Genomic DNA, 22,123 nt, shown 5'->3' on the forward strand with positions numbered 1-22,123 from the left:
AATAAATGCAAAGCATCTTTTCAATTGTCAATTCTCCATTTTCAATTATTTTCGCGGTATGTGGCTAAAGAACCTGGTTAAATACTATTTCAGCAAACGCATACATCGTGACAAACTGCATCCTTCAGTTGGTATTCAGCAGCGCGCTTTGATGCAGCATTACCGGCTTGCGCAAAAAAACGGGCAAGTTCCTGCTTTCAATACAACCGGGTTCAAGGTTTTTTCCCAGTTTGAAGAAGACGGGCTTTTATTGTTCCTCTTTTCACTGATGGGCGAAGGAAGCAAAACATTTATTGAAATCGGTTCAAACGACGGGATCAACAGTAATTGCAGCAACCTGGCTATTCATTTTGGCTGGTCGGGCCTGTTTTTTGAAGGCGATGCAAAGCTCATTCGCCGCGGGGAGAAGTTTTACTCGAAAATCCCGACTCCCTATCACCCGAAACCGAAGTATACGCAGGCAATTATCAAACGAGAAAATATTAATGAACTGATTTCAAAAGCCGGTCTTTCCGGGGAAATCGAATTGCTTTCCATTGATATTGACGGCAACGATTACTGGGTTTGGGATGCACTGACAGTCGTTCAGCCGAAGGTAGTAGTGATCGAAACCCATACCGAATTCGGTTTGGAAGACATTGTAGTTCCCTACGACCCCAATTACATGTATCCCGGAAAACACCCGATCTATCACGGTGCAAGCGTCATTGCCATGAACAAGCTTGCCGAAAAGAAGGGTTACCGTTTGGTTGGAGCCAATGATTTGGGCATGAACCAGATTTATATTCGAAAAGACCTCCTTTCAGACGAAGTTCCTACCGTTTCCCCCGAATCAACTTTGTGGCATCCGAAAGCCCAGGCGGATTATGCAAAGTTCCATGAAATTAAAGATTGGGAATACATTAAAGGTTAAACTATGGAAACACTTTTTGCAAAACAGACTTTGGATCAAAGTATTGACCGGATCAACCGGTTACAGCCGGATAAACAGCCGGTTTGGGGAAAAATGAATGCTACGCAAATGCTCGACCATTGCAGTGAAACGATGAAAGTGGTTCGTGGTCAAAAGCAGATCAAACGTTCTTTTATCAGCTACACCCTGGGGACAATGCTTAAAAAGAATTTCTACAACGATAAACCGTTTCACAAAAACGGTCCCACACACCCGGATTTTATTATCACCACCACTTCTGATTTTGAACAAGCAAAACAGCAACTGATAGATCACCTGGTAGCTTTCCAGGAAGGAGGAGTAGAAAAATGCACTTCCGAACCTCATGCTTTTTTCGGGAAAATCACCAGGGAACAGTGGGGAATCGGCATGTACAAACACCTGGATCATCACTTACAACAATTCGGAGTATAATATGGAATTTATAGACCAGGCACTGGACGATTACTGCTGTGCACATACCTCTGCGGAATCGGCACTTTTGGCTAAACTGAACCGCGATACACACGTTAACATTCTTCAGCCACGCATGCTGAGCGGGCATTTCCAGGGACGTTTGCTGAGCATGCTCTCAAAAATGATCCGCCCGGAATGCATCCTTGAAATCGGGACTTATACCGGCTACTCTGCGCTTTGCATGGCGGAAGGTTTGTCGGAAAACGGGAAGATCATCACCTTGGATATCAATGCGCAACTGGAAGATTTTGTACGTTCTTACATTAGCGAAAGCGAATATGCGTCCAAAATCGATTACCGCATTTGCAATGCCATGGAGGAAATCCCAACGATGAACGAACAGTTTGACCTGGTTTTTATTGATGCGGACAAAATGAACTACATCAATTATTACAATCTTGTTTTTGACAAAGTAAAGCCCGGTGGCTATATTTTTTCAGACAATGTGTTATGGTCGGGAAAAGTGGTGCAAACCGAAGGAAAAATTGATAAAGACACGCAATTATTGAAGGATTTCAATGCATTGATCCAAAACGATCCGCGGGTAGAGAATATTTTACTTCCGATCCGGGACGGGATTATGATCGCCCGGAAAAAGTAACCTTTTTCCAATTATTAATGATGTAATTATCAATTATCAAGAAGGAACTTTCCTTGATCATTGATAATTACTGCGGGCGGACTACTGCTTTTTCTTTCTCCAGCTCCACATCGGTTGCTTTGCTTTTGGAAACAAAACGTCCTTCTTTGAACTCATAGGTCAACAAATCGTATCCGTCGTATAACGTGCTTACTCCTGCATTTTTAAACGGGAGTGCGATTTTCAGAACGCCGGTAAATTCTTTCCCGTTGATGAAGAAATCGTGGGTTTCCAGGTTATTCAGGAACTTGCTGTATGCCAGAAACACCTCATCCGTTTCAGTGGTTTTGCGGTTTGCCACGTAATAATGGACAATTTTGAATGTATTTTTATTGTCAATTCTCTTTACGATTGCTTTGGTAGTCAGGAACAGCTTCTTTTTCTCGGTGACAATATTATCAGGGCAAATGCTGAAATAGCTTCTTCCCACCTTTTGTTCGGTGCAACCCGATTGCGCATTCAGGTTATTGGGAACCAGAAAAGTCAGCAGCAAAAGGCCAAAGCTGAACAGGAGAAATTTCGTTTTCATCGGTTTCATTTTTTTAAAAATACGAATTTCCAATTGCGAATTGCGAATCAGGCATTCATCAGTTTCAAATATAATTTGCTAAAGTGCTTACACTGGAAATAATTATGCCAAAAAGAATTAAAAATACCGGAAGTTCAAAGGTGTTCAAAAGGTTCAAGGGGTTTAAACTTTTGAACTCTTAAACTTTTTGAACTTTCTTCGGAAAAACAGTAACCTTTTCGTCGAAATTACGATATAGAGTGTTGGGCATAATTATTGCCTATTCGAACTGTATTTTTAAAAGTATATGTGGAAGAACTACTTATTTATTGCAGGAATTTCTCTTGCTTCTATAAACTCATTTTACGCGCAGGAAGAAGATCCTTCTTGTTTAGCTCCTTCTAAAAAGACCCAAAAGCTCATTGATGCCGGAAAAAATTCCCCGGATCTCCAGTCGGCAGCAGCTAATTTTGCCAAAGCCATGGAATCGGAACCGGATAATGCGGGTGCGTATTACGAGTTCGGAATGTATGCCTATGAAGCCGGAAGAAAAGCTTACGAGAGCAACCCGAATCCTGCTATGGGAGACCGCAATTTCCAGAAAGCTGAGGGATTGTTCCAAAAGGCAGCTGAACTGTGCCCCGATTATCATTCCAACATCTATTATTACCTGGGAGTGATCAATTATACCCAGGACGAAAAAGAAGCCGCCAATGAGTGGTTCAAAAAGTTCATCGCTTTTAAAAACACCGATAACAGCCGCTACGGCGCCGAATATACCAAGCAGCTGGCCGACGTCAAAAAATTACTGGCTGACCAAAAGGAAGAAACCGAAATGCTTGCCAAAGAGGTTCCTTTCAACCCGAAAAAGATTCCGAATGTAAGTACGGATAAAGACGATGAGTACTTGCCGATGATCTCCCCCGACAACTTATTGATGTTCTATACGCGCAAACAGGACATGAAAAACCTGGGCGACGTGGTTTCCAACATCCAGGAAGTGTATACCTATTCCAGCCGGACAGACGACCACATTGCTTTTGACGGCGGGAAAGCATTCCCAAGACCGTTCAACAAGGGAGATTTCCAGAGCTACGGAGGCGCTACGGTTTCTGTCGACAACAAGGAAATGATTATTTGTGCGTGCAAGAAAACGGAAGTGAACGGCCAACCCTACATGAATTGCGACCTGTATTCGACTACTTACCAGAAAACAGGACCAAATCCTTCGGACTACCAATGGTCGGAATTGGTGAACCTGGGGCCGAAAATCAACACTCCTGACGGCTGGGAAGCTCAACCTTCGATGTCGGCAGACGGAAATACCCTGTTCTATACCGCCAACCGAAGAACTACCAAAGACAACGACGTTTTTGTAGTGAAACGAAATGCCGACGGAACCTGGGGAGCACCAAGACCTTTTGACGAGATCAATACAGCCGGAAAAGACAAAAGCCCGTTCCTTCACCAGGATAGTGAAACCTTGTATTTTGTTTCACAAGTTTCCGATGACCGCAAAGGAGTTGGAGGTTTGGACATATTCTACATGCGCGAAGAGAACGGTGTATGGAGCAAGCCAAAAAACATCGGTTACCCGATCAACTCCAAAGGTGACGAAGTCGGAATTTTCGTATCTACCGACGGGAAACTGGCCTACTTCTCCTCTCAGCAACAAGGAAAATGGGACATTTACGGTTTCGACCTGTATGAAGAAGCACGTCCGAAAGCTGTGACGATCATCAAAGGTGATTTGAAAGATCCGGAAGGAAAGCCGGTTGAAAACGCAACAATCGAAGTGGCGTACGAGAATTCTGAAAAAGTAGAACAGGTTCGCGTAAACGGGAACGACGGGAAGTTTGCCGTTGTAGTGAAAACAGACAAACCGCAGGATATCATGGTTTCCGTGAAAAAAGACGGAGCGGCTTTCGATTCCAAACTGATCACGAAAGAAGAAATCACCAAGAAAGAGAACCGTTTGAACAACAAACTGGAAGTGAAAGAACTGAAAGTGGGTGAAGCTTATACGATCAACGACATTCTTTACGACTACAACTCGGATGTTCTTTCCAACAAATCGAAATTCATTTTGCGCGAATTTGCACGCTTCTTAAAGAGCAACCCAACGATTAAAATCATGATCCAGGGTCACACCGACAGCGATGGTGACGATGCGAAAAACTTAGATCTTTCCGACCGTCGTGCGAAAGGTGTAAAAAGCTACCTGATCTCGCTGGGTATTGAAGATGATCGCTTGGAAGCAAAAGGATACGGTGAAACGAAACCGAAAGCTGCAAATGATACTCCAGAGAATAAAGCGAAGAACCGTAGAACGGAGTTTATGATCCAGGGAATGTAATCCGAATTATCAATTATCAGGGTTTTAATTATCAAGGGGAATTCTATAAAGGAGAACCTCTTGATAATTCATTAAGCTTTGATAATTAAGTCCTAAATTGGTACATGAAAACAATTTTTCTCTTTTCACTAATAACTACGGCTATTTCCTGTAATCAAAAAGCGACGAATGGAAAAACATTGGTTGTAGACGTGCGCAGCAAAGAGATTTGGAAACAAGGCCATGCATGTAACGGAGTGAACATTCCACTTCCGGAACTGGAAAAACACAAAGCCGAAATACTGAACTACGATACCGTGATCTTTGTTTGTGAAACCGGGCAAAGCGCGCAGCAGGCCACTTCTTATATGAATGCGCAAAAGGAGAATGAGAAACACATTGAGACGGTGTTTAAAAACGGGATTTCGTGGACCAACTATCAAACTTGTCCTTAACAAGTTTGATAGTTCAATAGTTCAAAAAGTTCCAAATGTTTAATGGGTTCAAGGAATTCAAAAGATTAAATGAGTTTGAACTCTTGAACTTTCCTTTGAACTTTTTTACTGATTAATTACCTTAAACGTTGTTCGTCTGTTCTTTTGGTGTAACGCTTCTCTTTCCGGTTTGGACTTGAATGAATTGATATACGATTCCACCAATAATACCGGTTTCCCTTCCGCATCCAGAACAGGTTTCTTATCCGGTCCGTACAATTGGTTCGGCTGCGTTTCCCCGTATCCTTTCGGGATCAGGCGAGACGGATCGATCCCTTTTGAAACCAGGTAATCCACACACGATTTCGCTCTTCTCTGGGAAAGATCGAGGTTGTAGATGTCCTTTCCGCGTGCATCCGTGTGGGAATTGATCTCCACGCTAATGTTGTTGTTCAGTTCCAGGAAGTCGAACAGTTTATCCAGAACAGCCTGGGAAGCAGGACGCAGTTTGTCAGAGTTAAAGTCGTACTCAATCCCTTCAATCTCAATTTCTTCCTGCGGGATCGGTTTCAGGTAAAAATCTCTCGTAATGCTGGTTGTTTGCGTAATGGAATTCGTATTCACACTTGTTGCATCGGCAAAGTAGTTAATTTTTTGCCCCTTAATGAACAATTCCACCCCGTATGTCAATTCTTTCTCGTAATAACCGTTTGAATCCGTTACAATGTTGTAGGAAGGGAACACTCCGCGTACATCCTTGAAAGTCAATTTGACATTCGGCAGGATCTCTTCTGTTTCCTTGTTATAGGAATATCCGCTCAGGTAAATGTGGATCGGTTCATTGATTACTTCATAGATATCGTAACAACTTCCACCGGTACAAGGCTCCCGGTCACTGGAGAAAAATCCTTTGGACAAGCGGGAATCCCACATCATATAAGCATCGTCTCTTGCGGAGTTGATCGGCATTCCAAGGTTTATCGGAACGCTGAATGCTTCTGTTTCGCGGTCGTAGTGAGCTTTGAAAATATCCAATCCACCGATGCTTCCGTGCCCATTGGAAGAAAAGAACAAGGTCGAGGAAACTTCGTGGAAAAACGGTGTCACCTCATCCTGGTCGGAATTGATCAAAGAACCCAGGTTCTCCGGCTGACCATGCGTATTTCCCGCAGAGTCGATAGCAATTTTCCAGATATCCATTCCACCTAATCCTCCCGGACGGTTGGAAGAGAAATACAGAGTCCTTCCATCCATTGACACATATGGCTGAATGCTTTTATATCCCGGGTAGTTAACGGAAGAATCCAATTTGTATGCTTCGAAGAACTTCATGTTCATCATCCGCGCCAGGTAGATGTTTTGCTCCGTTTTCTTTTCTTCGCTCCAGCGTGTATAGAAAATCACGTTGTTATTGTTGAAAGATCCTGCCCCGTCGTTCTGCGCACTGTTCAAAGGCCGCCCGAAGTTTGTAGGCGCTGTCCAGGTACTATCCGGATTCAGGGAAACCCAGTACAAATCGCACAGGTATTCCGACTGTTGTTTTTCATTCAGGATCACGCCTCCTGTTCTGGCAGAAGTGAACATCAGCTTTTGATCCTTATCGAAGTACATCGTAGCAAAATTTGCTGTTCCCCGGTTGAAAACAGAGGTATCTGCCATTTTCACACTGATCTCACGTGTTTTTTCAATTTCTTCTTTCGCCAGGTAACAACCGGTCATTGCAACCTGTGCGGCATGCAACAATTCATCATCAGCTTGTGGAGAGCGGATGTAATCTTCGAATTGACGGATCGCATCATCGTACTTGCTGTTATTCATGTAGCTTTGGGCCAGATAATAGCTGTCGTGCGGATACGCTTTTTCTTCAACCGTATTTTTCAGGTGCTTCTCCGCATTCGGATAATCGTGCAGGCGGTAATAACACCACGCAATGTGATGGTGCAGGTATTCTTCCATGGTCACTCTCAGACTGGTGTCTACCTCGATTTTTTTCTTCGACAATTTTTGGTTACTGACCTGTATTTCGTAGGGATAAGTCATGGTTGATCTCGCCACGGAATCAGACAATGCCAGTTTATATTGTTCAAGAGCGTTTACGTAATCCAGTTTACTGAAATACTCATCTCCCAAATAGATATACATTTTTTTTGATTGCGCCAATGACATCCCGGATATCACCAAAAACAACAAACAGATAATCTTCGATTTCATAAGTGAGAATGCGTATTATAGTCGTGGACAGATTTTGTATTCAAGTGGTTTCTTCTTTTTATGCACGTAGGTGAAAGAGATTTCGAATCCTCCCCTGCTCTTGGAAGTAGCAGTGAGTGACGATACATTGAAATCATAGGCCAGCTTTACCGTGTAAGCGTCTTTCTTCACACCCAGTGTTGCGATCATGGCATCTTTTGCACGGAAAATTACTCCTCCGAGCACATAAGCAGCACTTCCTTTGAGGAAATAACCGGCTTCCAGCGCATAGGTTTGTTCGTGGAATTTCTTCTGCTGCATGATCAGTACTTTCGGAATCACGTAAAACAATTCCGTGATGTTGATACGCGTTCCCAAATGCGTGTATATGCGCAAAGGAAGCTTGCTTTCCCTCCCGAAAAAGGACTCGTTCGGCTGCAGCAAGTTGAACATCGAAACGCCGATAAACGGGTTCAATCGTGCCTGGGATTTCGAGTAATAATACAAAGCACTCGCATTCAGCATCGGGATGAACTTGGACTGTGCCCCGAAGTCTTCCCCGGAAACCAACGTTTGGTCAAACTCACCACCATTGTTCAGGGTATACTGATTATTGAAAGACAACAATTGGTATTCCAGTGATTTCTGCGTTACTCCTCCCTGTAACCCGAAGTTCAGGATATGGGTTTTGTTCTTGTTCAGCGGAACATAGTAAGCCGCGGAAAGTAATCCCTGTAAGACATTGAAGTTGCCCGCTCCTGCCCGGAAGTTATTGATCTGAACTCCGAATCCCCATTTTTTGATCGGCATATCGAAGCTGATCAATGCTGAAGTGTAAGGTTTATAGTTCACTGATTTCCATTGCGTACGGTATTGGCCGTGCACTCTGAAATCTCCTTCAACCACGCCGGTCAAAGCCGGATTCAAAAATAAAGGCGCTGCATCGTACATCGATAAATGCGCATCCTGCCCGTAAGACAATCCATTCAAGAAAATGGCAAAAAAACAAATTCTCAATTTCATGACTTATCGAATTAAAGTTACGTCGCCCGATTCTCTGACAACAAAATCACTACCCATATCAATCACAAAAGTCCAGGTATAAACACCCAAAGGAACCGGTTCTCCTTTGTATGTTCCATCCCATCCCACTTCGGAGTCATCGGTTTCAAAAATCACCTGACCCCAGTTATTATACACTTTAAAATCTACGTTTCTGAACGGACCGCCACGGATAATGAATACATCGTTCTCCCCGTCGCCATTCGGTGTAAACCCGCTAGGAAGTACCGGAAGCAAGGCAATGGAGATCTCTTTCGAAACGGTATCGATACAACCGATGTCATCCACAATGGTCAACGTTACCACATACACGCCTCCGTCCGGATAGCTGTGTGTTGTAATTTCGGTGTTATCTCCTTCTCCGTCTCCGAAGTCCCATTGCCAGGAAATGATATTCCCCGGTGTTACATCTGTAAATGTAATGTCCTGTTCAACCAATGCCGGGTTCGGTGTAGCCGTAAATGAAGCGGTAGGTATTGCATGCACATTGATTTGCTGAATCACCGTATTGGTACATCCGAAATTGGATGTTGCCGTTAAGCTCACATTGTAAACACCGCTTGTAGGGAATACAAAGGACGGATCTGATTGCGTACTGGAACCAATCCCGTTGAAATCATACGAATAGCTGGTAATCGATCCCGAAGGGATGAAAGAAGTATTCGTGAAATTGGTCGGATAAGATTCACATGCAATTGAAGCATTGAATGCCGGTTGTGGCAACGGATACACCGTTACCTGTTTCACTACTGTATCTGTACAACCGTTGCTGGAAGTTACGATCATCTGCACGTTATAATTACCAAATCCGGTATAAGCGTGTTGCGGATTCTGCGCGATCGAGTTGGTATTATCCCCGAACGACCAGGCCCAGGAAGAAAGTGTTCCGGTATTGGCCACCGAGGCATCCGTAAAGTTCATATTGCTTGCCTGACACACGTTCGTGAAGCTGAAATCAGCCGTTGGAATGCGATTAAAGGTAATCGTAACGGTATCGCGGTCAGGAGGACATCCGAAACTGGAAGTCGAAGTCAATATCAGGCTCACCGGCCCTCCGGCAACATCTCCCGGCGAAGGATCGTATAATCCATTCAGATACCCTGGTCCGGGAACAAATGTTCCTGTACCCAGTGTAGACCAGGTTCCGGTTGTATCAGCCCCGATAATATTCCCGTTCAATTGAACCATCTGGTTCTGACAGTACGTTTGATCCAGTCCGGCATTTACCTGCGGCGGAGAAACAAAAGTTACCCGCATGGAATCGTGTGCGATCGGGCAAATACCTGTTGTAGACAAAATCACATCGATGAACCCGTTGGTAATATCTACCGGTGAGATCGTGTAAAACGTATTCAGGTTCGAAGGATCTGCTATCGTGCCGAAACCGGAAGTAGTCCATTGCGTAGAGAAACCGGAAGTAACTGTACCTGTCAGGTTCAGTGTGGCGTTATTCGAACAAAGCGAATCCATGGAAGTAATGGTAACTACCGGGAAATCGATGATCTGGATTTCTAGACTGTCCGTTACCGCCAAACAGTTGCCATTATTGGTCGACTGTAAGTACAGCATCACCGTTCCATCGGAAATATCTGCAGTGGATAAAACATAATCGGCATTCAGGTTGGTTTGGGAAGGAGAAAAACCTCCTGTTCCGTCGGCAGACCATACACCGGTTGTTGTAACTCCCGTGATAATACCGTTCAGAGTTACATTGGTTGTATTGGAACAAACCAATTGATCTCCTCCAGCATCAATAAACGGAGCTTCAGTGAAATAGATCACGACCGTATCCTGTTTGTTCGGACACGAGAAGAAACTTCCCGCAGTGGTATAGAACAATGCTACGCTGTCTGCCGCCAAATCAGCCGGTGAAGGAGTATAGGTAGTAGATGCAGAACCGATGTTCCCGAAAGCTCCCCCGTTTCCTCCACTCCAGGTTGCAGCAGCAGAATAGGAAAATGCTCCCGTAATCGGAATAGCACCAACGTTGTTTTTACAATAAGAATCATCCGTTCCTGCATTTGCTTCCGGCGACTGGATGAATGTCACCACCATCGTATCTCTTACCGGGTCACAGTTTCCAGTGGAAGAAAGTACAAAGGTCAAAGTTCCCTGTGTGTAATCCGAAGCAGAGGGAACATAGGAAGTTGCCAAATCCGTTGCATTGGCGAAAGAACCTGCACCGTTGATAACAGTCCATTCCCCGGTTGTTGAACCACCTTCTACGGAACCGTTCAGCAATACCGCCGGATCTCCGTTACACAAGGTCGTATCGTTTCCTGCTTTGGTGTATACTTTCCGGTTGAAAGCCGACATGTAGTGGTAATAACATCCCGAACCTGCTCCACCGTTGATAACTCCCAATCCGAAGTATTCACTGGAGTTGGTGATCAGGTTGGATGAACCAACCGGGATATTGGCCGTGCTGAATGTAATCTGGGCCCCACTCCAGAAACCACCCGTTCCGGGAACCGGGTTAAACGCAGATCCGGGAACCAGCGTGTTGCTTCCATTCAACTGGAAGTTATTGATTGCCGATGTCGGACACAAGATATTCAGGATGAATGTTTCTGAGTTTGTACGTGTAAAACTGACCTGGTTGGACCCGGCACAGTTGATCGGAGGCAGGATTGCTTCCCCCAACTCACACCCGAATCCACTGGCCTGCAATACATATACGTTTTTATCCGCATCCACATATGCAAGCGGTTCTGCCGTTGTGAGTGTGTATTTCCAGGTATCTCCCTGGTTCAATAATTGTGTAAATGTTCCCAAACTGGTCGTAACACTTACCGTTGTAAAGTTTTGAGTTGCCACGATGAAAGCTCCTTCGTTGGAAGCGGCAAACATATTTCCACGGTTCACAATGTAGTTCGTACCGACCACATCTACCGGAACAATCTGGTCGCCCATCAAATCCCGGCAGCCTCCGCCGGAATTCGTCACCGAGTCATCGGAAACAGTTACCGCAATGGGCTTATCTGAAACCACAATGGTTCCTCCCAGGTTATTCCCCGGAGTATTCGTTGCCTGGGAAGTATTTTCGACCGTATACGTCTGCCCTTTATTCAGGACAATGGAATAAGTAACTCCGACGGGGTGTCCTACCACTGTTGCTTTCGGAGTAATCCAAACCGTGGTATTGTCTTCCGTAGCTACGATACAGATCATGGATTTCGGCTGTACCGGTGCATAATTTCCATTTCCCCAGCTATTCTGGAAAGGACAAACGAACTCAGTCCCCAATGCATTCTGGCCCTTCAAAGAGTACGTTTCCGGGTTATTAACAACTGTCACAACCTCATAAACCACTGTAATCAGCGTATCTGCTTCGATTTTGATCCCGTAATTCAATACGCTGTTTGCAGGTTTGGATTCCAGGGTGTTCACGATGGAAGTCAAAAAGTGCGAGTTCAGGGAGTTTGCAGGCACTACAAACGTAGAATCGTAAGTCCCTGCAGGTTGGTAAACCCTTACAGTTGTTGGCGTATTAAAGGTTGAAATCCGCAATGCAAGCGGTGTATTTCCTGCGTGACTGGGCGTTACCCAAGGTGCAGCAAACCAAAAGACCGAGTCAATCTGACCTTTACTTTCGAATGATCCGACCGTAAAAATCAAAGCTAGCAGCAGTATAATCCGACGTAATTTCATAAGCTCTAAATTCATCCTACTATTTATTCTTGTCAATTTCCTTTTGGATATCTTCCAGAATACTATTATTCAATTTATCATCTTCCTCCTCTAAAGAAGGTCTGTTTTTCGTAATTATAAACGAGATCCCGATCTCATGTGAACCGGCGCTGTACTTTCTCAGCTTCGTATAGCTGTAATCGTACCCGTAAGTAATCGCCAAACGTTCTTTCAGCCTTACTCCCAGGAAAATCCCCATAGCGTCATTTGTTCTGAAGTTCAATCCTCCGAAGAATTTGTCTTTATAGGACAGCTGGGCCATGATCGACAACTGGGCAGGAACCGGTTTGGTGTAACGGAATAAAATTCCAGGTCTCAATTCCCAGTTCTTTTTGATCAGGAATTTGTAGGAACTCATCACCGCATAATGGAACTGCAGATTCTGGTTGTAAGACTTGAAGCTTTTCCCCATGATCATGTGATCCAATGTTCCGCTAAACTCAAATTTATCGCTGTATAAACGGAACCCCGCATTGGCATCGAATGCATTCCCGGAATAACTGTTCCCTGTGAAAATCGGATCTCCTTCGTCGGCAATAACTGCATCGTACAAACGCACGCGGTACTGAACAAATCCCGGACGAACTCCCAAGCCCAGTTTCCACTTCGATTTCGGGCTGAATTTAATCTGGTACCCGTAATTCACATAGATTCCCGTTTTACCCAGTAGTCCCATTTGTTCGGTCATTACCTGCACTCCGTAACCGTGTCTTGCTTTGTTCTTGAAAGAACCGTGGAAGTTCAGGTAAAAATTCCGGGGAGCATCTTTGAATCCGACCCATTGGCTCCTGTTGTAAAAACTCACTTCGTGATAGTTCGTACTTCCTACATATGCCGGAGAGTAATGCAACGGATTGGCGTATACATTCGTGAATAGACTTTGCTGCTGTCCAAAGGAAACAAAGAACAGAGTTACAAATATTGCTGTAATAAAATTCTGCTTGTTCATCTTAATCTCGTTTTCTTAACACCATTAATACTCCTTTGTATATATCGGGATCAGCATTTGCATTCAACTGAATAACGAATAAGTAATTGCCATCCGGAACCGGTTCTCCTTTATAAGTACCATCCCACGGAGTTTCATATCCGTCAGAAGTGAAAACCGTTTGCCCCCACTCGTTGTAGATCTCAATGTGTGCGTTCGGGTAAGCCAGTTCAAGGAAATCGAGCTTCCAGACATCATTTGAGCTATCGCCATTCGGTGAAATAATCGTAGGGATCAAGGTGTTGATTTCCGTTGTAACGGTATTGATCGCTATAAAACGGATGGCACTGTCAACACACCCCAAAGCATTCGTTACCTGCAGAACGATGTAGTAATTCCCGTTACCGTAATACGTATGACTCGGATTCATGGAAGTAGCAGTCGATCCGTCCCCGAAGTTCCAGGAATAACTCACCGCATAATCCGATGTATCGATGAAATTAAAGACTGCACCGATGTTCATTCCTCCGTTGGAATTGTAATAGAAACCTGCATCCGGAAGCGGATCGATCGTAATCGGTTCAATGATCGTATCGGAACATCCGTTAACGGTAGAAACGATGTGTGTAATCGTATACGTTCCACCGCTTGCAAACTGCTGATTGACATTTGCCATTGCGGCAGATCCCTGTCCGCCGAAATCGTAGAACCAGTAATTGATCGTTTCAGAGCTTGTAGAAGCATCTGTGAAAGAAACCGTAACCTGGTTATTCGGACAGGAGTTCACGGAATTGAAATCAGCAACCGGCTTGTCGAATACCGAAACGGAAATCGAAACGGTGTCTTTACACCCGTTGGAATTCGTTGCAATTAATTGTACGGGATAAGAACCCGGCACTCCGAAATTATAGCTCGGATTCTGGTTTGAAGAAGTCTGACCGGTTTGGAATACCCAAGACCAGTTTGTCAAAGTTCCTGAACCAGGAAGTGAAAAGTCTGTAAATACTGTCGGAAGGCCTTCACACACGTTTGTTCCGCTGAAATTTGCAAATGGAGGTGCCACAAAGTTGATCTGGATAGCATCTGAAACAACTGCACATGTTCCGTTGTTGGTCGAAGTTAAAGTCAAAACAACACTTCCGTTGGAAACTTCGGATGCTGTTGGTGTGTAGGTTGCATTCAATGTGGAAGTAGCCGGACTGAATGATCCGGACCCACCGCTCCAGACTCCACCGAAAGGCCCGCCGCTAACACTTCCGTTCAGCTGAACCAATGTAGCGTTCGAACATTTCAACTGATTCGGCCCTGCATCCACGCGCGGCGCATCATTGATCGAAACATAAATACTGTCCTGAACCGGGTTACAGTTCCCGTTGGAAGTGGATTCCAGGTAAAGCCAGACAAAACCGGCCGTTGTATCAGCTACACTTGGAATATAGGTACAGTTTAACGAGCTGTTGTTCGGGGAGAAAATCCCGGTACCGCTAGTCAGCCATTTTCCGGTTGTAGTTGGCCCGCTTACTGTTCCTGACAAGGAAACGTTTGCGTTGTTCGCACAAACGATCAGTGTATCAGGCCCCGCCTCAACGGTTGCTGCATTGGTAAATGTAACCACCATGGTATCGGAAACCATTGCACAAGAAGGCGCATTCGTAGATGTTAATACAAACTGAACCGTACCGGCCGTCAAATCAGCTGCGGAAGGCACATAGGCCGCATTTAAAGCAGATGCATCCGGTAAGAACGTTCCAGAACCATTTGCTGTCCAGATCCCGGTAGCTGCTCCTCCACCGATGATCCCGTTCAGCTGGATCACAGAGTTGTTTTCACAGATAGACTGGTCGGTATTTGCGTTAACAAGCGGCGCGGGAGTAATTTCCAAATACAAAGTATCTTTTGCAACCGGGCAAAAACCGGTAGTGGACAAAATGATGCGGATAGGACTGATTAAAGTATCCAGAGGACTTGGAATATAAGTATTCGGAACAGAATTCAACCCGTTCTGGAAAGATCCGTAACCGTTACTCGACCATGCCCCTGTTACGGCTCCTCCTCCCACGATTCCGTTTAGTGTATAACTTACATTCGCACAAACCGTATCATTTGGTCCTGCCTGTGAAAATGCCGTTGCATAGAAATCGGTCGTGTATGCATAACTCGCACCGGTATTTACGCCTCCGCCTGATATCACTGCCATCGTAAAGATATCCGAAGCGTTCGAGATCATGTTATGGCTATTCGGAGGAACCTGTGCCGTTGAAAAGAAAATACGCGCTGCTTTGTATAGTCCGCCTGTTCCGGGAACTGTCTGGAACATTCCGGCAGTAATTGCACCCGCTGTTCCGTTTAATAAAAAGTTTCCTTCAAAGCCGCTTCTCGTTACAAGTACAACTCCCAATGAGTCACTTCCGGAGCGGGAAAACGCCGAGGTGTTATTTCCCTTACAGTTCAAACTCGGAACAACAGCCCCGCTCAATTCACAGCCAAACCCGGAAACATGGTATACATAAATCGGTTTGGTGGATTTGATATACATCAACTGATCCGTCATCGGAATTTCCAGTGTTTCGGAAGAGTTGATCAATGTTGTGGTAGTTGTAGCTCCTGTTACTTCGATGGAAGAAGCATTCTGGGTAGCCAGTACGTAAATACGGTCACCGGTAGAAGTTCCTTTGTAAATTGCGTAATCCGTTCCGATAGAAGGAGTCGGGATCAACTGATCACCGATCATATCCGCGCAGGTCGATTGAATTAATTGTCCGTCAAAAACAGTCAGTGCAATGGGTTTATTTGCCGAAACAATGGAACCGGCAAGGCTGGTTGTTGCATTCACATCCATATCCCTGGCACTGTATGTTTGCCCGGCATTCAGCACCACGGAGAAAGTAGCATTTGCCGCATGCCCCGTAATGGCTGTTCTGGGTGTAATCAAGACCGTGGTATTGTTTTGAGTCGCTACGATTTCAATCCCGGAATAAGTTGTCGGAGAAGTCGCCGCGTTGTTCCAGAATTTCTGGAACGGTGTATAGAAGTTAATTCCCAAAGCTTTTCCGCCTTTCAAACTGAAACTTTCTTTGTTATTCGGTGCGATGACTTCATATACCGTATTGATCAGGCCGGTAGAACTGATTTTGATCCCGTTATTCGAAACGACATTTGCCGCTGGACTTTCAACCTGGGAAATGACCGAACTTAAATCAATACTGTCGCTTGAAAATGCAGGCATTGTAAGCGTCATCGGAACAAAAGCTCCGTTTGCAGGCTCAGTAACGGTAATCGTTGCCGGCTGATCGTAAGTTTGAAAACGAAGTTTAACGGGAATCTGCCCCACCCCGGCTGAAACATCCGGAGCTGCGAACCAAAAAACGGTGTCTCTCTGCGCATGCGAACCTACCACCATGGTAAGGGAAAACGCCAGCAGGAAAAGTTGTATAAATCTGAACATAATAAAGCTACCTCAGTTTTGAGCTTGCAAAGATAGCTCATACGTGATAGACTTTAACTAAAATTAAAAAAGCGAAACATGCTATTTACACAACGAAACATGGAAATTGAAAATAAAAATCAGTTAGTTACGAATTTAACACCGTTTATAATTTGTCGAAAAAGCGTAACTATTCAGCTAGTTTTAACTAAGATTCAGCGATGGTTGGGTGGAAGATCGGGCTTCAACTTTGCGGCACGATCGTGCAGTACGATACTTCCGGTAACGGCCACATTCAGGGAGGAATTTCCGGGAAGTTTGATCACTTTCCGGCATTTTGCCAAAACAGATTCCGGTAATCCCTGATCTTCCGATCCCAGCAGGTAAATTGCGCGTTTCGGGTGCTCGAAATCGTGCAGGAATTCTGCATCGTCGGTTAGTTCAACTGCAATCAAATGACAGTCGTAGGGAATATTTTCGCACAAATCTTCCAAAGTATCGTAATGAAAATATGGGATACGTGCCCAGGTACGCGTTACATCGGAAGTTTGTTTTTTGTAGCGTTTTCCGACCGTAAAAATATAAGAAGCTCCCAAAATATAAGCTGATCGCCATAAGGTTCCGATATTGTGGTCGGTTTTTGCATTGAAAACACCTATAGCACAATATCCCTGGATATTTGAAGTTTTCATAAATCGGAAGCCTTGAGTTTGTCTATATTCATCGCACTTCCGATGTGGAAGATCGCATCTCCCTTATTCACCAGAGGCGCTTCGTTGGTACAAATGATATATCCTTTTGAATTGGATTTGATTTTTCGCTCGGAAGAACCATACGGGTCGCTTACATAACCGATCACTTCCCCTTTTTCGACGTATTGCCCGTTCTTAGCAACGGCATGGAACACTCCCGACTGCGGAGCACGCAGCCATTTGGAAGATTTGATCACAATCGTATCATTTTCGGGTTGTTCCAGCTTGAAATTTTTCATGTGGAAATGGTTCAGAATGCGCTGAATCCCCAGCAATCCTTCCTCCACAATGGTTTCATCGATCGAATTGGTTTTCCCTCCTTCGAATAACAGGATTTTCTTCCCCATTTTATTCAGGGCTTCCCGCACCGATTTGGAAATATACCCGGAATGAACGATAAACGGCGGATTGAAAACCTGCGCCAATTCCATGCTGACCGGATCCGAAAGCAAACAGCGGATCTGAGCAATATTGGAGCGCTGAGCCGATCCGGTATGAAAGTCAATGACGATATCTACATTCGGCGCAATCTGGTTCATAAACTGGTAGGCAAACTGGCTTGCCAGCGAACCATTTTTTGACCCGGGAAAACTCCGGTTCAAATCCCTTCCGTCAGGAAGTTCACGCGTTAAGTTCAAATACCCGAAAATATTGAATACCGGAAGGCAAATAATTGTTCCTGAGATCGGTTTGTTCCACTTTTTGCGAATTACCCGGCGAATGATTTCCATTCCGTTGATCTCATCCCCGTGCATTCCGGCCATGAGCAACAGGATCGGTCCGTCTTTCAACGAACGCTCAACAAAAACCGGCACCTGGACAGGCGTATGCGTATGCAGTTTCGCCACATCCATACTCAATTCAACACTTTGACCGGGCAGAATTTCTTTTCCAAGTATGTAGAACTTTCGGGCCATTTCTATTTTTTTACATTCTTCTCAATAAAAGCGATGATTTTCCCTGCGATATCAACACCGGTTGCTCGTTCAATACCTTCCAGACCCGGAGAGGAATTCACTTCCAATACCAAAGGGCCGCGGGAAGATTGCAATAAATCAACACCAGCAACACCCAATCCAACAGCTTCTGCCGCTTTGATCGCCGTTCGTTTTTCTTCTTCAGTGAGATCCAGGATTGTTGCTGTTCCTCCACGGTGCAGGTTCGAACGGAATTCACCTTCCTTTCCCTGGCGTTTCATCGCACCGACTACTTCTCCATCTACCACAAATGCACGGATATCCGCACCACCAGCTTCTTTGATGAATTCCTGTACAATGACACGTGCTTTCAACCCGTTGAATGCTTCCAGCACCGACTGGGCCGCATTTTGGTTTTCTGCCAAAACAACACCCAAACCTTGTGTTCCTTCCAGCAATTTCAGGACAACGGGTGCACCACCGGCAGATTCAACCACGTGCTCCACATTCCGGGAATAGTTGGTAAAAACCGTTTTCGGCAAACCGATGCCTTCTTTGGAAAGCACCTGCAAACAGCGCAGTTTATCGCGTGAGTGCACAATTCCACGCGAACTGTTTACTGAAAAGACATTCATCATTTCAAACTGGCGCACCACCGCGGTTCCGTAAAACGTAACAGATGCTCCCACACGCGGGATCACCGCATCAAAACCTTCCAGGTAGTCGGAACCGTAAAATAAAGACGGCCCTTTTTGTTCAATTTCAATATTGCAGCGCAAGTGATCGATCACATGTGCCTCGTGCCCGTGTTTTTCTGCCGCTTCCACCAAACGTCTGGTAGAGTACAATTGGGGATTGCGAGATAAAATGGCAATTTTCATTCTTTTTTTCCGAAAGGCTCATCCCTTTCCTTCGATCAATATACTTAGTTACTTATTCTCGTATTTATAAGAACAATTGGTTTTGGAGGTATCAATCAGGAAGCGTTTATTCAGCAACCTGCGCCCCAGCAGAATAGGATTTCTCAAACCCGTTCGTTCTGTCAGCGAAAATACGGTTTCATATGTTTGTCCGAACAGGCGTACCGTTCCTTTAACAAAAAATCGTTCCTGGGCAATTCCGTTCGAACTCTTTACGACCTTTGTCTTAAAATCATTGAAGACAACTTCTTTTCCTGTAAAACCTGAAATTCCGGCATCGAGAAAGACTACCCGGAGTTGTTCTTTTTCACCGAATTCAATCACTTCAATAGACTGACAATGCATGGAACTCGAATACGCTCCCGAATCAATTTTTACGGGTACATTTTCCAGCTCAAATTCCGGAAAGGAAACCAAATCCTTACGCCCGAGTATTTTCTTATCCACAGCCTCCATATTCTCACTATCTTTGCAAAGAAGTTTGTTTTTCGGTAGTCGAAATTAGAAAAAAAGCGATTCGGAAGAGAAAAATGAGTTCAAATAAAAAAAAGTTAGGACAAACTATCATAAAATGAAAAATTATTCCTAATATTGCACCCCCAATTACGGGATAGTGAAAGAAAATTAGAGTCATGGATTTTATCAGAGAGCTTCAAAAAGAACTAGTAGAATTGAAAGAATTCCCAGCATTCGGAGCTGGAGATACAGTTACTGTATCTTACAAAATTAAAGAAGGAAACAAAGAGCGTATTCAGCAATTCCAGGGTGTTGTTTTACAACGTCGTGGTCAAGGTACAACTGAAACGTTTACAGTTCGCAAAATGTCAGGAAACGTAGGTGTAGAGCGTATCTTCCCTATTTCTTCTCCTTTCATTGATACTATTACAGTAAACAAGCGTGGAGCCGTACGTCGTGCACGTATCTTCTACTTCCGTGGTCTTACTGGTAAAGCAGCACGTATCAAGGAAAAAAGAAGCTTCTCTCACTAAGTCGAAGATTATTCTCCATATACAAACCCTGGCTTTTTGTCAGGGTTTTTTTGTGCTTAAAAATTTACCTGAGGCTTTCCTTCTTCTGATTATTAAATCTCTCTTCGATAGCGCTATTTTATTATTTCAATCATCTTCGCGGCTAAAAATTGGCATTAACTTTGCCAGATGCGCCGTATGAAAATCATTCCGATCCTCTTCCCGCTTCTGCTCATGCAGGCATGTACCGGTCAAATCGAAACCACCGAACCTGCTCTCCAAACAACCCCTGAAAAGAAACAGCAGGCAGATCCGATCCGGGAGCTCTATGATCAGTATCAATCAAACACAACTCCAAGCATTTCTTCGGGAACAGTCAGCAACGGCAGTTTAAAGAATGGGCGCATCTTCCCGTTCAAAGGCCCCAACTTTATTTATTTCGATTCTACCAGCTATCTGAACAAGCACGCTTTTACGCATGAAAAAGTGAACCGGACCGTGCTGGCTACTTACCAAACGTTTGAATCCATACTCCCGGCATTTGAGTTCGGGCTCATGGAATGTTCGAATGAACACGGCGGGAAGATCTGGCCGCACAAAACCCATCAAAACGGATTAAGCGTAGATTTCATGTCCCCGCTTTTGAAAAACGGAATTTCAACAACGGATTTCAATACTACCGGGCTTCCGCACTACCTGATGGATTTCGATGAAAACGGTATTTACACGGAAGACAACCATTACTCAATCGATTTCAATTTGATGGCGCAACACATCCTGGAACTGGATAAACACGCCCAAAAAAACGGTTTGAAAATCGACAAAGTGATTCTGAAGATTGCATTGAAAGACAATTTGTTTACCACAGAATACGGAAAGAAGTTAAAAGCCAGCGGGATTTATTTTGCGACAAACCTGAGTGAACTGATAGACAGTTTGCATGACGATCATTATCATGTGGATTTTTCATTCGCAAACTGATCCATTCTTATATTTTCAATATCTTTACGGCCGAAAATTAATACACTAAATATAAAATTACTACCATGCAACCTAAATTGCCCTTCCATTTCGATATGGAAACCGCCGATCCCGACGATTCAATGACCCTGGCTATTTTAGCAACGCACCCCAAAGTTCATTTGGCAAGTGTTTCCGTGCATCCCGGTGGAACAGACCAAATCGGTGTGGTACGCCATATTTTGCGACTTCTCGACAGGGAAGATGTCAGCATCGGCGCCGGAACCCCGAAATCTCTTGCCAGCCGCGTTTCCGGTTTTCACCAGCAATGGGTCGGAAACTTCGAACATTCGGAAGCAGATGATACTGCCGCGCATATTATGGCAAAAACACTTCATCAATTCCCGGACTGTACATTGCTAACGGGCGCTGCTCTTACAAATCCGCATGCTTTGTTTGAAACAGGAGTTTTTTTTGAGCGCTGGTTCTGCCAGGGAGGTTTCGCAGGAGATAATATTATTCCGAAGGAATACCGTCTGGAAAAATTCGATGGAAAACTCACTTGTCCGACATTCAACCTGAACGGCAACCCGCTGGCGGCTGAAGCGCTTATCGCTATCCCGATGAAGGAAAGACGTCTGATCAGCAAGAATGTTTGCCACGGCGCGATCTTCACAAAAGCAGATGCAGAATTACTGGTACCCTTCAGAAATCACAATAAAGGACTGGATTTGTTCCTGAAAGCCGTGGAACTGAAAGAAAAAGCACTTCACGACACAGTCGCCGGTTTATTGGCAATCGATCCTTCCAAAGCGCTTTGGGCAGAAGTCATTCCGTATAGAAAAAGTGGCGGCTGGGGCTGCCTGGAAGCAGAAAAGCATCCGGACAAGCATTCCTCCATGATTACAACTTACATTCCTGATTTATCAGATCTTTGGATGGTCATGAAACCGTGAAACTGTGAATTGAGAGGAGTTTACTCAATGA

The 22,123-nt window shown here is 44.5% G+C and carries 18 protein-coding genes; 8 read left to right on the forward strand and 10 right to left on the reverse strand.

Translation table 11 applies throughout. The features are described from left to right. Positions 1–58: 58 nt before the first annotated feature. The 3 genes from ABDW02_RS08610 to ABDW02_RS08620 are packed head-to-tail and all read left to right on the forward strand — an operon-like array spanning position 59 to position 2,009. The gene (locus tag ABDW02_RS08610) at positions 59–913 is read left to right on the forward strand and encodes a hypothetical protein (protein ID WP_343634135.1); all 855 of its coding nucleotides are present in this window, start codon (positions 59–61) and stop codon (positions 911–913) included. Between the two features lie 3 nt (positions 914–916). After that, complete coding sequence (locus ABDW02_RS08615) at positions 917–1,366, forward strand: DUF1569 domain-containing protein (protein ID WP_343634136.1); 450 nt, start codon at positions 917–919, stop codon at positions 1,364–1,366. Between the two features lies 1 nt (position 1,367). Beyond that, positions 1,368–2,009: an O-methyltransferase gene (locus tag ABDW02_RS08620; protein WP_343634137.1), complete on the forward strand. Its 642-nt coding sequence runs from the start codon at positions 1,368–1,370 to the stop codon at positions 2,007–2,009. A 67-nt stretch (positions 2,010–2,076) separates the two neighbouring features. On the opposite strand, the gene ABDW02_RS08625 is transcribed toward ABDW02_RS08620, so the two are convergent. Then, complete coding sequence (locus tag ABDW02_RS08625; protein ID WP_343634138.1) at positions 2,077–2,577, reverse strand: hypothetical protein; 501 nt, start codon at positions 2,575–2,577, stop codon at positions 2,077–2,079. A gap of 286 nt (positions 2,578–2,863) precedes the next feature. On the opposite strand from ABDW02_RS08625, the gene ABDW02_RS08630 reads away from it, so the two are divergent. After that, a complete protein-coding gene (locus ABDW02_RS08630; RefSeq protein ID WP_343634139.1) occupies positions 2,864–4,912 on the forward strand; it encodes an OmpA family protein in 2,049 nt (682 codons plus the stop codon). Positions 4,913–5,016: 104 nt separating this feature from the next. Then, a complete protein-coding gene (locus ABDW02_RS08635; RefSeq protein ID WP_343634140.1) occupies positions 5,017–5,346 on the forward strand; it encodes a rhodanese-like domain-containing protein in 330 nt (109 codons plus the stop codon). A gap of 105 nt (positions 5,347–5,451) precedes the next feature. Here ABDW02_RS08635 and ABDW02_RS08640 read toward each other — a convergent pair whose 3' ends face one another. The 9 genes from ABDW02_RS08640 to ABDW02_RS08680 form a co-directional block, all read right to left on the reverse strand. Further along, on the reverse strand, positions 5,452–7,536 hold the full coding sequence (locus tag ABDW02_RS08640; protein ID WP_343634141.1) for an OmpA family protein: 2,085 nt from the start codon (positions 7,534–7,536) through the stop codon (positions 5,452–5,454). Between the two features lie 15 nt (positions 7,537–7,551). Beyond that, the gene (locus ABDW02_RS08645) at positions 7,552–8,538 is read right to left on the reverse strand and encodes a PorP/SprF family type IX secretion system membrane protein (protein ID WP_343634142.1); all 987 of its coding nucleotides are present in this window, start codon (positions 8,536–8,538) and stop codon (positions 7,552–7,554) included. Between the two features lie 3 nt (positions 8,539–8,541). Next, complete coding sequence (locus tag ABDW02_RS08650) at positions 8,542–12,228, reverse strand: PKD domain-containing protein (protein WP_343634143.1); 3,687 nt, start codon at positions 12,226–12,228, stop codon at positions 8,542–8,544. 19 nt (positions 12,229–12,247) lie between these two features. Beyond that, on the reverse strand, positions 12,248–13,216 hold the full coding sequence (locus ABDW02_RS08655) for a type IX secretion system membrane protein PorP/SprF (RefSeq protein ID WP_343634144.1): 969 nt from the start codon (positions 13,214–13,216) through the stop codon (positions 12,248–12,250). 1 nt (position 13,217) lies between these two features. After that, the gene (locus ABDW02_RS08660; RefSeq protein ID WP_343634145.1) at positions 13,218–16,640 is read right to left on the reverse strand and encodes a PKD domain-containing protein; all 3,423 of its coding nucleotides are present in this window, start codon (positions 16,638–16,640) and stop codon (positions 13,218–13,220) included. Between the two features lie 194 nt (positions 16,641–16,834). Further along, positions 16,835–17,311 carry an RNA methyltransferase gene (locus ABDW02_RS08665; RefSeq protein WP_343634146.1) on the reverse strand — a complete coding sequence of 159 codons (477 nt, stop codon included), beginning with the start codon at positions 17,309–17,311 and terminating at the stop codon, positions 16,835–16,837. Then, the gene (locus ABDW02_RS08670; RefSeq protein ID WP_343634147.1) at positions 17,308–18,288 is read right to left on the reverse strand and encodes a succinylglutamate desuccinylase/aspartoacylase family protein; all 981 of its coding nucleotides are present in this window, start codon (positions 18,286–18,288) and stop codon (positions 17,308–17,310) included. The genes ABDW02_RS08665 and ABDW02_RS08670 overlap by 4 nt, the downstream gene beginning before the upstream one ends. Before the next feature lie 2 nt (positions 18,289–18,290). Continuing rightward, positions 18,291–19,169 carry a 30S ribosomal protein S6--L-glutamate ligase gene (gene rimK / locus ABDW02_RS08675; RefSeq protein ID WP_343634148.1) on the reverse strand — a complete coding sequence of 293 codons (879 nt, stop codon included), beginning with the start codon at positions 19,167–19,169 and terminating at the stop codon, positions 18,291–18,293. A 48-nt stretch (positions 19,170–19,217) separates the two neighbouring features. Then, positions 19,218–19,655 (reverse strand): RimK/LysX family protein, encoded by a 438-nt coding sequence (locus ABDW02_RS08680; protein WP_343634149.1) that lies wholly within the window; start codon positions 19,653–19,655, stop codon positions 19,218–19,220. Positions 19,656–19,840: 185 nt separating this feature from the next. Between ABDW02_RS08680 and rplS the strand changes: the two genes are divergently transcribed. The 3 genes from rplS to ABDW02_RS08695 all read left to right on the forward strand — a co-directional run bounded on the left by rplS (position 19,841) and on the right by ABDW02_RS08695 (position 22,092). Next, positions 19,841–20,197, forward strand: a complete 357-nt coding sequence (gene rplS / locus ABDW02_RS08685; protein WP_294669741.1) for a 50S ribosomal protein L19 — start codon at positions 19,841–19,843, stop codon at positions 20,195–20,197. A 168-nt stretch (positions 20,198–20,365) separates the two neighbouring features. Continuing rightward, positions 20,366–21,157, forward strand: coding sequence for a hypothetical protein (locus tag ABDW02_RS08690; protein WP_343634150.1), 792 nt, complete (start codon positions 20,366–20,368; stop codon positions 21,155–21,157). A gap of 65 nt (positions 21,158–21,222) precedes the next feature. Next, positions 21,223–22,092: a nucleoside hydrolase gene (locus ABDW02_RS08695; RefSeq protein WP_343634151.1), complete on the forward strand. Its 870-nt coding sequence runs from the start codon at positions 21,223–21,225 to the stop codon at positions 22,090–22,092. Positions 22,093–22,123 lie beyond the last annotated feature (31 nt).

It is taken from the genome of Fluviicola sp. (genome assembly GCF_039596395.1).
Classification (GTDB): domain Bacteria; phylum Bacteroidota; class Bacteroidia; order Flavobacteriales_D; family Crocinitomicaceae; genus Fluviicola.

Bases quoted from the DNA above. Each gene is read 5' to 3' on its own strand.
- ABDW02_RS08610 (WP_343634135.1), top strand. From the start codon at position 59: ATGTGGCTAAAGAACCTGGTTAAATACTATTTCAGCAAACGCATACAT.
- ABDW02_RS08615 (WP_343634136.1), top strand. From the start codon at position 917: ATGGAAACACTTTTTGCAAAACAGACTTTGGATCAAAGTATTGACCGG.
- ABDW02_RS08620 (WP_343634137.1), top strand. From the start codon at position 1,368: ATGGAATTTATAGACCAGGCACTGGACGATTACTGCTGTGCACATACC.
- ABDW02_RS08625 (WP_343634138.1), bottom strand. From the start codon at position 2,577: ATGAAAACGAAATTTCTCCTGTTCAGCTTTGGCCTTTTGCTGCTGACT.
- ABDW02_RS08630 (WP_343634139.1), top strand. From the start codon at position 2,864: ATGTGGAAGAACTACTTATTTATTGCAGGAATTTCTCTTGCTTCTATA.
- ABDW02_RS08635 (WP_343634140.1), top strand. From the start codon at position 5,017: ATGAAAACAATTTTTCTCTTTTCACTAATAACTACGGCTATTTCCTGT.
- ABDW02_RS08640 (WP_343634141.1), bottom strand. From the start codon at position 7,536: ATGAAATCGAAGATTATCTGTTTGTTGTTTTTGGTGATATCCGGGATG.
- ABDW02_RS08645 (WP_343634142.1), bottom strand. From the start codon at position 8,538: ATGAAATTGAGAATTTGTTTTTTTGCCATTTTCTTGAATGGATTGTCT.
- ABDW02_RS08650 (WP_343634143.1), bottom strand. From the start codon at position 12,228: ATGAAATTACGTCGGATTATACTGCTGCTAGCTTTGATTTTTACGGTC.
- ABDW02_RS08655 (WP_343634144.1), bottom strand. From the start codon at position 13,216: ATGAACAAGCAGAATTTTATTACAGCAATATTTGTAACTCTGTTCTTT.
- ABDW02_RS08660 (WP_343634145.1), bottom strand. From the start codon at position 16,640: ATGTTCAGATTTATACAACTTTTCCTGCTGGCGTTTTCCCTTACCATG.
- ABDW02_RS08665 (WP_343634146.1), bottom strand. From the start codon at position 17,311: ATGAAAACTTCAAATATCCAGGGATATTGTGCTATAGGTGTTTTCAAT.
- ABDW02_RS08670 (WP_343634147.1), bottom strand. From the start codon at position 18,288: ATGGCCCGAAAGTTCTACATACTTGGAAAAGAAATTCTGCCCGGTCAA.
- rimK (WP_343634148.1), bottom strand. From the start codon at position 19,169: ATGAAAATTGCCATTTTATCTCGCAATCCCCAATTGTACTCTACCAGA.
- rplS (WP_294669741.1), top strand. From the start codon at position 19,841: ATGGATTTTATCAGAGAGCTTCAAAAAGAACTAGTAGAATTGAAAGAA.
- ABDW02_RS08690 (WP_343634150.1), top strand. From the start codon at position 20,366: ATGCGCCGTATGAAAATCATTCCGATCCTCTTCCCGCTTCTGCTCATG.
- ABDW02_RS08695 (WP_343634151.1), top strand. From the start codon at position 21,223: ATGCAACCTAAATTGCCCTTCCATTTCGATATGGAAACCGCCGATCCC.